10 protein-coding genes are annotated in these 13,004 nt (G+C 62.5%); 8 read left to right on the forward strand and 2 right to left on the reverse strand.

Annotated elements, in window-relative coordinates:
- Positions 1 to 619 precede the first annotated feature (619 nt).
- Positions 620 to 2,470 (forward strand): proline--tRNA ligase, encoded by a 1,851-nt coding sequence (locus B8V81_RS13460; RefSeq protein WP_101808537.1) that lies wholly within the window; start codon positions 620 to 622, stop codon positions 2,468 to 2,470.
- 84 nt (positions 2,471 to 2,554) lie between these two features.
- Here the strand turns inward: B8V81_RS13460 and B8V81_RS13465 are convergent, their stop codons facing one another.
- Positions 2,555 to 3,523: a quinone oxidoreductase family protein gene (locus B8V81_RS13465; protein WP_028600114.1), complete on the reverse strand. Its 969-nt coding sequence runs from the start codon at positions 3,521 to 3,523 to the stop codon at positions 2,555 to 2,557.
- Positions 3,524 to 3,626: 103 nt separating this feature from the next.
- Here B8V81_RS13465 and B8V81_RS13470 point away from each other — a divergent pair, with 103 nt between their 5' ends.
- From B8V81_RS13470 to msrA, 3 genes are all read left to right on the forward strand, one after another.
- Positions 3,627 to 3,833 (forward strand): hypothetical protein, encoded by a 207-nt coding sequence (locus tag B8V81_RS13470; protein WP_028600115.1) that lies wholly within the window; start codon positions 3,627 to 3,629, stop codon positions 3,831 to 3,833.
- Positions 3,834 to 3,982: 149 nt separating this feature from the next.
- Positions 3,983 to 5,602 carry a gamma-glutamyltransferase family protein gene (locus tag B8V81_RS13475; RefSeq protein WP_028600116.1) on the forward strand — a complete coding sequence of 540 codons (1,620 nt, stop codon included), beginning with the start codon at positions 3,983 to 3,985 and terminating at the stop codon, positions 5,600 to 5,602.
- 3 nt (positions 5,603 to 5,605) lie between these two features.
- Positions 5,606 to 6,652, forward strand: a complete 1,047-nt coding sequence (msrA, locus tag B8V81_RS13480) for a peptide-methionine (S)-S-oxide reductase MsrA (protein WP_084137493.1) — start codon at positions 5,606 to 5,608, stop codon at positions 6,650 to 6,652.
- Positions 6,653 to 7,389: 737 nt separating this feature from the next.
- On the opposite strand, the gene B8V81_RS24850 is transcribed toward msrA, so the two are convergent.
- Entirely contained in the window at positions 7,390 to 7,632 is a 243-nt protein-coding gene (locus B8V81_RS24850) for a hypothetical protein (RefSeq protein WP_127464601.1), read from the reverse strand.
- Positions 7,633 to 7,860: 228 nt separating this feature from the next.
- On the opposite strand from B8V81_RS24850, the gene B8V81_RS13485 reads away from it, so the two are divergent.
- From B8V81_RS13485 to B8V81_RS13495, 4 genes are all read left to right on the forward strand, one after another.
- Entirely contained in the window at positions 7,861 to 8,208 is a 348-nt protein-coding gene (locus B8V81_RS13485) for an ArsR/SmtB family transcription factor (RefSeq protein ID WP_228551258.1), read from the forward strand.
- An 80-nt stretch (positions 8,209 to 8,288) separates the two neighbouring features.
- On the forward strand, positions 8,289 to 9,401 hold the full coding sequence (locus B8V81_RS13490; protein WP_101808538.1) for an NADH:flavin oxidoreductase: 1,113 nt from the start codon (positions 8,289 to 8,291) through the stop codon (positions 9,399 to 9,401).
- A gap of 381 nt (positions 9,402 to 9,782) precedes the next feature.
- Entirely contained in the window at positions 9,783 to 10,559 is a 777-nt protein-coding gene (locus B8V81_RS24855) for a DUF6973 domain-containing protein (RefSeq protein WP_146000495.1), read from the forward strand.
- Between the two features lie 976 nt (positions 10,560 to 11,535).
- The gene (locus B8V81_RS13495) at positions 11,536 to 12,648 is read left to right on the forward strand and encodes an NADH:flavin oxidoreductase (RefSeq protein WP_101808539.1); all 1,113 of its coding nucleotides are present in this window, start codon (positions 11,536 to 11,538) and stop codon (positions 12,646 to 12,648) included.
- Positions 12,649 to 13,004 lie beyond the last annotated feature (356 nt).

Here is a 13,004-nt window from a genome sequence, read left to right on the forward strand (position 1 = left end):
GGATCGGATTCCCACCTTGCGAGCTGCAGCCCGTCCTGCCCTGTCCCATGGCGGCGGCGAGCTGCCGGCAGCGGCCGTTATCCGCAAGAGGGCTGGCGCTGCCGATGAGGCGGCCGACAGCTGAACCAGGGTGGTACCGCGACGCATTCGTCCCTAGACGAGTGCGTCGCTTTTTGTTTTTTTAAGCATCCGATCGTCCGGCTAGGCAATGTGTCGCTCCGTCCGCACTGGCAGCGCCAGGGAGTCTAAAGTGCCTTGGTTCGCGTCAATCCGGCGCACCGGCTCGACGAGGGAGTCGAGAGTACCTTGGTTCGCGAAGATCCGGCGCATCGGCTCGATGAGGGAGTCGAGAGTGCCTTGGTTCACGGAGATCCGGCGCACCGGCTCAATAAGGGAGTCGAGAGTGCCTTGGCGTGATGAGACATTGGTTAGTCCGACGATCAGTGCCGTGCTAGCGGGTCGAGCGAGGGATAAGAACGGACCTCGTTTCCAGAATAAAGCGAGAGCGTCTTGGCCCCGCGCAGGAGGTTCGAATCGACGGCTCGGACGAATTCCTTCGATGTCTGGCTGCCCATGCATTGCATTTTTATCCATCCCATCCCATAGGAGTGTGAATCCCATGCGTCAAAGCCGAATGCTGCTCCCGACTCTGCGCGAAGCCCCCGGCGACGCGGAAGCGTCCAGCCATGCGCTCATGCAGCGCGCCGGCATGATCCGCCAGCTCGCCGCCGGCGTCTACTCGTACCTGCCGCTCGGGCGGCGCGTGCTGGGCAAGATCGAGCGGATCATCCGCGAGGAAATGGACCGCGCCGGCGCTCAGGAAACGCTGCTGCCCGCGCTGCAGCCGGCCGAGCTGTGGCGGCAGTCCGGCCGCTACGATGTGTACGGCCCCGAGCTGATGCGGCTGCGCGACCGTCACGACCGCGAGTTCGCGCTCGGGCCGACCCACGAGGAGGTCGTGACCGCCCTCGTCGGAGCGGAAGTGTCCAGCTACCGCAAGCTGCCGCTCGCGCTGTACCAGATCCAGACGAAGTTCCGCGACGAGCGCCGCCCCCGCTACGGCCTGCTGCGCGGACGGGAGTTCCTGATGAAGGATGCGTATTCCTTCGACGCGGACCGCGAAGGGCTGGACCGCGCCTACGGCGCGATGCTCGCGGCATACCACCGGATCTTCAGCCGGCTCGGCCTGCGCTACCGCGCCGTCGAGGCGGATGCCGGAGCGATCGGCGGCGACGGGGGCACGCATGAGTTCATGGCGCTGGCGGACATCGGCGAGGATACGATCGTCTCCTGCAGCCGCTGCGAGTACGCCGCCAACCTGGAAAAGGCCGAGGCGCGGCCGGCCGCCCCCGCCGCCGCTTCCTCCCTGACAAAGGGCCTCCCGGCTGCCGCGGCCGCCCCGTCCCACGGAGCGGAGCCCTCGACGCCCGCCGCAGACGACTTCTCCGCAACGGACCCGCCATCTGCCGCGGCCGCTCCCATCGCCGCCGCCGCGGCGCCGGAGCGCGCAGCGACGCCGGATGCCCGGACGATCGCGGAAGTATCCGCTTATCTGGACGTGCCGCCGGCCGGCATCCTCAAGACGCTGCTGTTCGTCGTCGGCGGCACGCCCGTCGCCGTCGTCGTTCGCGGAGACCATGAGATCAACGAGCTCAAGGTGCTGCAGCGGCTGCGGGAGGATGGGCTCGCTCGCGAGGAGGACGCGCTCGAGCTGGCGGATGCCGAGACGGTGCTGCGCGCGACCGGCGCCAAGCCGGGCTTCGCCGGGCCGGTCGGCCTCGACGTGCCGCTGCTCGTCGATCGGGACGCGGCCGCGCTCGCTTCGGCGGTCGCCGGAGCTGGCGAGGAAGGCTTCCATCTGCTTGGAGTCGTCCCGGGACGGGACTTTCCGCTGGAGCGGACGGGCTCTTTCCGCAACGCGGCCGAGGGCGACGGCTGCCCCCGCTGCGAGGAAGGCCGCCTGACGCTCAGCCGGGGCATCGAGCTCGGCCATGTGTTCAAGCTCGGCACGAAGTACAGCGAGAAGCTCGGCGCGCTCTACCTGGACAAGGCGGGCAAGGAGCGGCCGATCGTCATGGGCTGCTACGGCATCGGCGTCTCGCGCGCGCTCGCCGCTGCGGCGGAGCAGTCGCAGGACGGGCATGGCCTCGTTTGGCCGGATGCGCTCGCTCCTTTTCATGTACATGTGATGGCGGTGTCCGCGAAGGACGAGGCTCAGCAGGCGCTCGCCGAGCGCCTCTACGATCAGCTCTCCGCCGCCGGCGTGGAGACGCTGCTGGACGACCGGGACGAGCGCCCCGGCGTGAAGTTCAAGGACGCCGATCTGATCGGCATCCCCGTGCGCCTCGTCGTCGGCCGCGATGCCGTGAACGGCGCAGTCGAATACGTCGAGAGAAGCGGCCTCGGCAAGGAGGCCGTGTCCGCCGAGGAGGCGGTCCGGCGCGTGCTTGAGCGCTTCCGGCCGAGCTGAGCGTTGCTCCAAAGCCCATCCGCCATGCGGCGAATGGGCTTTTTAAATGCAGGCGGGCATCAACGATGCAGCTGTGCCGGCGGTTCAGGGAATCAGCACGATCTTCCCGCTGTGCAGCCGGCTTTCGAGCAGGCGGTGGGCTTCGGCGCCGTCTTTCAAAGGAAACCGGCGGATGTCCGCCAGCCGCAGCCGCCCGTCGCGGATCCACTGGAACAGCTCGCCCGAGCGGGCGACGCGCTCCTCCGCCGTCGTGACGTGGTTCCACAGGTCGCCGCCGGTCAGCGTCTTGGACGTGTCCATGAGCATGCGCGGATCGACAGGCTCCGGATCTCCTCCGGCCATGCCGTAAAAGACGACCGTTCCCCGCGTCCGCACCGCGGCGAAGCTGCTCGGGAGCGTCGAGCCGACGGAGTCGTAGGCGACCGACACGCCTTGGCCGTCCCGGCTCCACCGGCGCGCCTCGCCGGCCCAGTCCGGGCCGTACAGCAGCGCTTCGTCCGCGCCTGCCCGCAGGGCGGCCTCGCGCTTGGCCGCGGAGGACGTCAGGCCGAGCACGCGCGCGCCTTTGGCCGCCGCCATCTGCACGAGCAGCTGGCCGACGCCGCCGGCAGCGGCATGGACGAGCACGTCGTCGCCGGCCGAGACCGCATAGCTGTCCTGCACGAGATAGTGGGCGGTCAGCCCTTGCAGCAGCAAGGCCGCCGCCTGCTCGCAGGAGATGTCGTCCGGGAGCGGAATGATCCGGTCGACCGGCGCCTTGACCAGCTCGGCGTTGGCGTGGGGGACATCGGCGAACGCGACGCGATCGCCCGGCCGCAGCGCGCCGGCACCTTTTCCCGTCTGCTCGATGACTCCCGCTCCCTCGTAGCCGAGGATGTAGGGCGGCTGTCCGGCCAGATGGTAGTTGCCGCTGCGGCGATAGATGTCCGCGAAGTTCAGGCCGATCGCCTCCAAGCGGACGAGCACCTCTCCCTCCCCGATGACAGGATCGGCCAGCTCCTCGTATCGGAGCGTCTCCGGTCCTCCGAAGGCGTGAAAAACCAATGCTTTCATTCGTCGTCTCCCCTTCCTATGCGAATCTATATCCTTGGGCTGCGCGTTCTCTCCTTGTAGTATAGTGGACGCTGGCATTCGATGCGAAGGAGGCGAAGGCACCATGGGGGAACATGCCGGACTAGGGCTCGTCGCGGCGCTATTGGCCGCCGTAGGGGCGGCGATGCTGCTCGCCGCCCGCAAAGGCTCGCGCCCGAACAGCCGCTACGCAGCGGCCGTCGGCGCGGGATTGATCCTGTGCGCGCTGCTGCTGCTGGCAGCCAGCGGCTGGGCGGACGCGGACGAGGCGGCGCATCGGATCGGACATTAAAGCAGCGGCGGGCTGATGGGAGGGCGTTGGGAGGACGGTGGGAGGACGGTGGAAGGACGTAGGGAGACGGTGCGGCGCGCGCCTGCGGGCCGCGGGTGGTATACTTGAGGAAGAATTTTCCCTTCCAAGGAGGCTTACCGAACGTGTCCATGACCTTTGATCCGCTCCATCATCCGCATCCTTCCTATCGTCAGCCAGCCTACGCCCGCAGAGGCATGGTCGCGACCTCGCAGCCGCTCGCGGCGCAGGCCGGGCTCGACATCCTGCGCCAAGGCGGCAACGCGATCGACGCCGCCGTCGCGGCCGCGGCCGCGCTGACGGTCGTCGAGCCCTGCTCCAACGGCATCGGCGGCGACGCCTTCGCGCTCGTCTGGACGGGCGACCGCCTGCACGGCCTCAGCGGCAACGGCCCGGCGCCGGCGTCGATCTCGATCGACGCGCTGCGGGAGCGCGGCCATGAAGCGATGCCCCGCCTCGGCGCCATCCCGGTGACGGTGCCGGGCGCGCCGGCCGCCTGGGCCGAGCTGAGCTCCCGCTTCGGGCGGCTCGGGCTGGACGAGCTGCTGGAGCCGGCGGCGAGCTATGCGGAGCAAGGCTTTCCGGTCTCGCCGGTCGCGGCTTATTATTGGGACCGGGCTTTTCAGTCCTACGGCAAGCAGCTGTCCACCGAGAACGTCGCCGCCTGGATGGAGACCTTCGCTCCGCATGGCCGCGCGCCGCGGGCCGGCGAGCTGTGGGCTTCGCCGGCGCATGCCGAGACGCTCCGCTCGATCGGACGCAGCGGGGCGCGCAGCTTTTACGAGGGCGAGCTGGCCGAGCGGATCCACGCCTGCATCTGGGAGCGCGGCGGCTTCCTGACCGCGGCCGATCTGGCCGCCTATGCGCCGGAGTGGGTCGACCCGATCCATGTCCGCTACCGCGACTTCGAGGTGTGGGAGATTCCGCCGAGCGGCCAGGGGCTGGTCGCGCTGCAGGCGCTGTCGATTCTGGACGGCTTCGAGTTCCGGCCGGAGGAAAGGCTTGGGGCGGAAGCGATCCATCGGCAGCTCGAAGCGACGAAGCTTGCTTTTGCCGACGGACTGAAGCATCTGACCGATCCGCGCCATATGAAGGTCGCGCCCGAGCAGCTGCTCTCTCCGGAATATGCGGCGCTCCGACGCGGCCTGATCGGGCCGCAGGCGATGATGCCGGAGCCCGGCCGTCCAGGCGGCAGCGGCACGGTCTATCTGGCGACGGCAGACAACGAGGGCAACATGGTGTCGTTCATCCAGAGCAACTACATGGGCTTCGGCTCGGGCATCGTCGTGCCGGGCACCGGCATCGCGCTGCAGAACCGCGGCGCGGACTTCTCGCTCGATCCGTCCCATGCGAACGCGCTGCTGGCGGGCAAAAAGACGTACCACACGATCATCCCCGGCTTCCTCACGCGCGGCGGCGGCCAGCCGGTCGGTCCGTTCGGCGTGATGGGCGGGTATATGCAGCCGCAGGGCCATGTGCAGGCGGTCATGAACCTGGTCGACTACAACCTGCATCCGCAGGCGGCGCTCGACGCGCCGCGCTGGCAATGGCACGAGGGGCTCAGCGTCTCGGTCGAGCCGCATTTCCCGGCGGACGTCGCGGAGGCGCTGGAGCGGATGGGCCATGCCGTGCGGCGTGAAGACGGCTTCGGCTCGTTCGGTCGCGGACAGATCATCCTGCGCGATCCGGCGACGGGCGTGCTGTGCGGCGGCACCGACTTCCGCACGGACGGCATCGTCGCGGGCTTCTAGCCGATGCGGCGGCTAGTCGGCCGCTGGCTGCGGCGTCGCGGGGCAGCGCCGGACGGGAGCGATGCCGATGCTGTCGACGGCAGGGAGCCTGCTGTCGGCGTCGCGGTTTTTGCCGGGGGCTGCTTCTGGTGCATGGTCGAGCCGTTCGAGCGGCTGCCGGGCATCCTGTCGGTCACGTCGGGCTACACGGGCGGCTGGACGGACGACCCGACGTACGAGCGGGTGGCGTCGGAGACGACCGGCCACGCGGAAGCGGTGCGGATCGAGTTCGATCCGCGCCTTTTTCCGTATGAGCGGCTGCTCGACCTGTTCTGGCGGCAGATTGATCCGACGGATGCGGGAGGCCAGTTCCAGGATCGAGGCGCTTCGTATCGGACGGCGATCTTCGTCCAGGACGAGCGGCAGCGCGAGCTGGCGGAGGCTTCGCGGCGGGCGCTGGAGCGGAGCGGGCGCTTCAAGGGACGGATCGCCACGGAGATCGTGGCGGCAGGCCCGTTCTACCCGGCAGAGGACGAGCATCAGCAGTATCATCGGCGGCGCTTCGGCCATTACCGGCTGTATCGCCAGGCCTCGGGGAGGGATGCTTTCCTGCGCCGCCACTGGAAGCGGGAGCGGGACCGCAAGCGGCTGGAAAGCCTGCTGACGGCGGAGCAAAGGCTGACCGCGCTGGAGCGCCGGCCCGAGCCGGCTTATGCCAATGCGTACTGGAGCCAGCCGGAGCAAGGCATCTACGTCGACCTGCTGACGGGCGATCCGCTGTTCGGCACGCCGGATCAGTTCGATGCCGGCGACGGATGGCCGGCCTTCCGGCGGCCGCTTCATGACGGCCTGATCGTCTGCGAGGCGGAGCTCGGCTCCGGCCCGCCGCGGACGGCGCTGCTGTCGCGGCTGAGCGGGCTGTTCCTCGGCTATGCGCTGCGGGAGGCGGACGCGACAGGCGGCGGAGGGCATTATCGCGTCTACTCGGCGGCGGTGCGATTCGTGCCCCGCAGCCGGCTGGCGGAGGAAGGCTATGCCGGCCAGCTCGCGCTATGGGAGGAGATGTGTTGACTCGCATGAAGGAGTCAAGAGTGCCTTCATCGGGCGCTTGGGTGCGTGGGGATGAATTAAGGGAGTCGAGAGTGCCTTCATCGGGCGGTTGGGTGCGTGGGGATGAATTAATGGAGTCGAAGTGCCTTCATCGGGCGCTTGGGTGCGTGGGGGTGAATGGAGGGAGTCGAGAGTGCCTTCATGGGGCGGTTGAGTGCGTGGGGATGAATTAAGGGAGTCGAGAGTACCTTCATGGGGCGGTTGAGTGCGTGGGGATGAATGGAGGGAATCGAGAGTGCCTTCATCGGGCGCTTGGGTGCGTGGGAATGAATTAAGGGAGTCGAGAGTGCCTTCATCGGGCGCTTGGGTGCGTGGGGGTGAATGGAGGGAGTCGAGAGTGCCTTCATGGGGCGGTTGGGTGCGTGGGGATGAATGGAGGGAGTCAAGAGTGCCTTCATCGGGCGTGTCAGGCGCGTTGGATGGATTGAAGGAGTCGGAAGTGCCTTCATGAAAGGCAAAGAGGCTGCCCCAGGTCGTTCGAACGACCTGGGACAGCCTCTTTCGTGCGCAGGATGCCGCAGCGCTTCCCGGGAGGAGCCTCAGTCGGCTCCCCCGGGCGTAGCCGCGCTCCGCGAGCGTAGCCGCAGCCCGCAGGGCGCGCCAACAGCCCGCCCGGCGCAGCAACACAGCCCGCCCGGCGCGCCACCAGCCGCCCGGCGCGGCCTATAGGGCCTGCTCCTGCAGCTAGCAGCCCCTGCTCAAGCGAAGCCGAGCTGCTGCTGCTGGACTTCGGCATCCATGGCCGAGACGGCCAGGAAAGCCGCATCGAGCTCGCGCGTCGTCACGAGGCGCAGCACGAACTGGCCGAGCTCCTCGAAGCTCATGCGCCGCAGGCTGGCGATGAACTCATCGGTCAGCACAGTGTCGCCGAGCACCTCCTTCACGACTTCAATGACGGTATGTACCCTTGCTGTATGTTCAAGCTCGTCGATCGTTCTCATAGTCGATATCCTCCCGTAGCGAATGGATTGGAATCGGCGGGCCGGCGCGGACACGGCGGCGGATTCCGAGGGCGATTTTTTCCAAGCTTTGGTCGCCTGCTCGATCTTAGCATGACGGAATGCTCCGGCAGACGAGTCTGAAGGAATTATAATCTCGGTTTCATTTTTCTCATCGACAGGACTTTTGCTATACTGGGAAGACCAGACCTAAGAAACGGAGGCATAGGCATGAGCACGGTACCGATGTCGAACGACGAAAGACTAGGCATCCTCAAGGCGATCTCCAACGAGACGAGGCTGAACATCCTGTGCTGGCTGCGAGATGTAGACGGCCAGTTCCCTCTGTCCCCGGAGCAGGTGCGCTCCGAGTTCCCGGGCGGCGTCTGCGTCGGCAGCATCCAGGACAAGTCCGGATTGACGCAGTCGGTCATCTCTTCGTATCTCGCCTCGATGCAAAAGGCCGGCCTGCTGGAGTCGCGCCGCTTCGGACAGTGGACCTATTACCGGCGCAACGAAGCGGCGATCAAGGCGTTCCTCGCCGATCTAGCCGCGGAGCTGCAGGCAACCAAAGAATAAGGGTTGCTCTTGCGTCCATTGATCTATATATTCATGAATATAGAATTACAAAACAGGATGTCGAGGAGGAATTTTTGACCATGTCTACCGCTACCCATGCCGCGCCGCTGTTCCGTCCGTTCGAGGGCGGCAAGCTGAAGCTCGACAACCGCGTCGTGATGGCGCCGATGACGCGCGGCTTTTCGCCCGGCGGCGTGCCTGGCGCCGACGTCGCCGCTTATTACCGCCGCCGCGCCGAGCACGGCGTAGGGCTGATTATTACCGAAGGCACGGTCATCGACCATCCGGCGGCTGCAGCGGACCGGAACGTGCCGCATTTCTACGGCGCGGAGGCGCTGGAGGGCTGGGCTCGCGTCGTGCGCGAGGTGCATGAGGCCGGAGGCAAGATCATTCCCCAGATCTGGCATGTCGGCACCGCTCGCCAAGCCTCGACTTTCCCGGAGTCGGACGCGCTGCCGATCGGCCCGTCGGGGCTGTCGCTGACCGGTGAAAAGGTATCCGAGCCGCTGACCGTGGAGGAAATCCGCGGCCTCGTGAAGGCTTACGCGGACGCGGCCGCCGAGGCGAAGCGCATCGGCTTCGACGGCGTCGAGATCCACGGCGCGCACGGCTACCTGATCGACCAGTTTTTCTGGGAGCGCACGAACAAGCGCGACGACGAGTACGGCGGCGATCTCGAGGGGCGTGCCCGCTTTGCCGTCGAGGTGATCGAGGCCGTGCGCGAGGCGGTCGGACCGGACTTCCCGATCGTATTCCGCTTCTCGCAGTGGAAGCCGGTGGACTACGACGCCAAGCTCGCGCCGACGCCGGAGGAGCTGGAGCGCTTCCTCGCCCCGCTGAGCGCCGCCGGAGTCGATGTGTTCCACGCCTCGACGCGCCGCTTCTGGGAGCCGGAGTTCGAGGGCTCTGAGCTCAACCTGGCCGGCTGGACGCGCCGCATTACCGGCAAGCCGGTCATTACGGTCGGCTCGGTCGGCCTGGATTCGACGTTCACGAGCGTGTTCACGGAGGGCAAGGGCGGCGAGACGGCTGGCATCGAGGAGCTGATCGAGCGGCTGGAAAAGGAAGAATTCGACCTCGTCGGCGTCGGCCGCGCGCTGCTGACCGATCCGGCCTGGGCGGAGAAGATCCGCGACGGCCGCGTGTCGGAGCTGCAGCCGTTCTCGCGCGAGGCGCTCGGCAGCCTGAGCTGAGGCGCGAGGCTTTAAGGTAGATAAAGAAATCCGCCTCATCGGCGAAAACGATGAGGCGGATTTTTTGCTATGCAGCAGGCCATAGAGGATTATTGTTGTCTACGTACGCTGGCAATAGAATTATTTGTGAATAATTTACTTATATATATTATAGTGACGTTCTAGATTTCCAGCTTTTTTCCGCGCTGGCCGTCATTGTCCCGATGCACATCCGCAGCGACGCGCAGGCCGGGCGTGCCTGATCCAAATCGTAGGCGTTATAAATGCGAGAAATGGTACGTATGAACTATTTCCAATATATATAAAATATGTTAACTTAGAATAGTTGTTAAAAGTAAATATATTTAGGAGGTTTTAATTATCAAGAAAGTATTTTTCTCTTTGGTCGCAGCATCGACAGTCTTGTCGGCAGTAGCAACGATCGCTAATGCGGCTCCCGAACTGCAGTTGTCTGATATTGGTGTGGAGAAGGCTGAAATTGCCTTTGCAGCTACAACAAGCAGTAATTCTAATGGTTGGGCGGGAGGATATGTTGGAAAGGTAAGCAATAACTATACCATCGGATCCTGGGTAAACAAACCTGATTATCCTGTTTATAGTATGGGAGTTTATAACCAAATTACAAAAGAAGTGGAACTAGGATTGCTTATCACCGACGAACAAGCATGGGCCAGAATGGCTGAATTGGACAAATTAGAATTACCAGGGACAATTCAACCTTACGCTTCATATAATGGGGGAATTCTTTCTAATGCAGCAGAATATGCCGCTTTAAGTTGGGCGATTGGTCCAATCGATGCAGCAACAGCCGCAAGTTGTGCAACCAAAGCAATATCAGCTGCCCGGAATTCTGGTTATACTGGAGCAGAAGATGGTAAACAAGATGCTTTTAGACATTCTTACTGGCATGTATTAATGACAAAAGAAATTGGGCAGAGTCAAGCAAAACAAGCAGGTGATATTCATGAAGACCATAATCCAGGTACAGAAATTGCGGGTAAAATGGATGTATGGAATAATGCAATGGGTATAATTATCTATCAAGATCATACCGGTGAAAAAACGGAGAGTGCACTTATCTCTTTGACCAAAACAAAAATGAATAATGGATTAATGAAATACAAAAAAGATGGGGTGCTAGTTTGGACTAATGAATAAAAAACTAGGTTTAACATTTGGACTAATACTTGTTTACTTTTTAGCATGTTGGATGGTCGATCTTAGTAGCAGCACAACAGTTATGAAAGCTTCTGACCGTTCTCACCATATTGAATATGAGTTTTTTTACAACACATATTCTTTTTATAGAGATGGTTATGATACCTATACCACAGTTATTCTTAAATATGATAGAATTTATTTGCTCTGTATCAGCATTTTTTTCTTAGCTATAAACATATTTAAAAGACTCAAAAACGAAAAGAAATGAACCCGTTTAAAGCGATGTAGTGTGTGAGACCGGAGGCTTTTTTAATATGGCTGAAGCGAGCTGCTTTGGAAGGAAAGGGTTGCGCTTGATCGTGGATTGTGCTTGTACCCCACGGCTACGCGACATCTGCTCCACGCTCGGTCTAAATAGACAGGCCCCAATTGTGTTGTCGGCAATCTGCTCAGTGAAGCATCTGGAGTATAAGCACTAGAACACCTGAATAGGCATGAAATGAACCCGCTTTTTCCAGCCAACCTGGGAGCGAGACGGGTTCTTTTGCATCCGTACAGATTTATTGTGCTCATAGATGCTGGTAGTAATTTCCTAACATTCATGTGGCGAATCATCCACGATGCTGGAAGATTACGTCGTTTAGCTTAGCCAGAGTTGGATCAATGTCATCAACTACGAGTAGGCTTAGGTGGCCATAAGCTAATACATCAAGGTTGAATCGGTGACTTGTAGCTCATAAGGGGCAGGCGGGTTGAATTCGTGGTTCCACTGAATCAACGCAAGTGTCTGAATTAAAGGCGACCCTGCTTACAACTAGGAAAATATAAGGCAGCTATATGCCAGCTAAAGCTCGGCGTTTAATTAAGCAGAGCTGAAGGCAGCCGAAAAGTAAAGGTTGCTTTCAGGAGAATGAATCTATATATTTATAAATATAGATATACAAATTCAGGATCGTCGAGGAGGCCTTTGATCATGTCTACCGCTACCCATGCCGCGCCGCTGTTCCGTCCGTTCGAGGGCGGCAAGCTGAAGCTCGACAACCGCGTCGTGATGGCGCCGATGACGCGCAGCTTTTCGCCCGGCGGCGTGCCTGGCGCCGACGTCGCCGCTTATTACCGCCGCCGCGCCGAGCACGGCGTAGGGCTCATCATTACGGAAGGCACGATCATCGACCATCCGGCGGCCGCATCGGACCGGGACGTGCCGCATTTCTACGGCGCCGACGCGCTGGAGGGCTGGGCGAATGTCGTGCGCGAGGTGCATGAGGCCGGAGGCAAGATCATTCCTCAGATTTGGCATGTCGGCACCGTCCGCGAGGCATCGGCCTTCCCCGAGTCGGACGCGCTGCCGATCGGCCCGTCGGGACTGTCGCTGACCGGCGAAAAGGTATCCGAGCCGCTGACCGTGGAGGAAATCCGCGGCCTCGTGAAGGCTTACGCGGATGCGGCCGCCGAGGCGAAGCGCATCGGCTTCGACGGCGTCGAGATCCACGGCGCGCACGGCTACCTGATCGACCAATTCTTCTGGGAGCGTACGAACCAGCGCGACGACGAATATGGCGGCGATCTCGCGGGGCGCGCCCGCTTTGCCGTCGAGGTGATCGAGGCCGTGCGCGAGGCGGTCGGACCGGACTTCCCGATCGTGTTCCGCTTCTCGCAGTTCAAATATGTGGACTACGGCAACAAGCTCGCGTCGACGCCGGAGGAGCTGGAGCGCTTCCTCGCCCCGCTGAGCGCCGCCGGAGTCGATGTGTTCCACGCCTCGACGCGCCGCTTCTGGGAGCCGGAGTTCGAGGGCTCTGCGCTCAACCTGGCCGGCTGGACGCGCCGCATCACCGGCAAGCCGGTCATTACGGTCGGCTCGGTCGGCCTGGATGCCGCGTTTGCGAGCGTGTCCCCCGATGGCAAGGGCGGCGAGGAGCCGCGTATCGAGGAGCTGATCAAGCGGCTGGACAACGAAGAATTCGATCTCGTCGGCGTCGGCCGCGCGCTGCTGACCGATCCGGCCTGGGCGGAGAAGATCCGCGACGGCCGCGTGTCGGAGCTGCAGCCGTTCTCGCGCGAGGCGCTCGGCAGCCTAAGCTGAGCCTTGCCGAGCGGCGCTTGAGCGGCGCCTGCGCCGCCGTCTCGAAGCACGAACCTGCAAAGCCGCTTCGCCGGTCACGATGACCGGCGAGGCGGCTTTTTTGCTGCAGGCATTGTCCGACGGAAGTCGCATTCCCGTTGGGAGGCTTGGGAAATAACGATATATTGATACCATTCTTCTGAGCAAAAGTTACTAAGCCGAAAGAACTGTTTTCAAACGAAAAAAAACGGTTTATATACACGAGAACAGGAAAAAAGAAGAAATTCCCGATCGTTTTGGCACTAGAGTTACAAAAAGAAAGTTAATTGAAAAACCGTCCGCGCCAAAAGCCTTATTTACTTGGCAAAACTTTTTTT

It is taken from the genome of Paenibacillus pasadenensis, from assembly GCF_002864175.1.
GTDB lineage: Bacteria > Bacillota > Bacilli > Paenibacillales > Paenibacillaceae > Paenibacillus_O > Paenibacillus_O pasadenensis.

Coding starts and splice junctions, on each gene's coding strand:
- B8V81_RS13460 (WP_101808537.1), top strand. CDS start 620: ATGCGTCAAAGCCGAATGCTGCTCCCGACTCTGCGCGAAGCCCCCGGC.
- B8V81_RS13465 (WP_028600114.1), bottom strand. CDS start 3,523: ATGAAAGCATTGGTTTTTCACGCCTTCGGAGGACCGGAGACGCTCCGA.
- B8V81_RS13470 (WP_028600115.1), top strand. CDS start 3,627: ATGGGGGAACATGCCGGACTAGGGCTCGTCGCGGCGCTATTGGCCGCC.
- B8V81_RS13475 (WP_028600116.1), top strand. CDS start 3,983: ATGACCTTTGATCCGCTCCATCATCCGCATCCTTCCTATCGTCAGCCA.
- msrA (WP_084137493.1), top strand. CDS start 5,606: ATGCGGCGGCTAGTCGGCCGCTGGCTGCGGCGTCGCGGGGCAGCGCCG.
- B8V81_RS24850 (WP_127464601.1), bottom strand. CDS start 7,632: ATGAGAACGATCGACGAGCTTGAACATACAGCAAGGGTACATACCGTC.
- B8V81_RS13485 (WP_228551258.1), top strand. CDS start 7,861: ATGAGCACGGTACCGATGTCGAACGACGAAAGACTAGGCATCCTCAAG.
- B8V81_RS13490 (WP_101808538.1), top strand. CDS start 8,289: ATGTCTACCGCTACCCATGCCGCGCCGCTGTTCCGTCCGTTCGAGGGC.
- B8V81_RS13495 (WP_101808539.1), top strand. CDS start 11,536: ATGTCTACCGCTACCCATGCCGCGCCGCTGTTCCGTCCGTTCGAGGGC.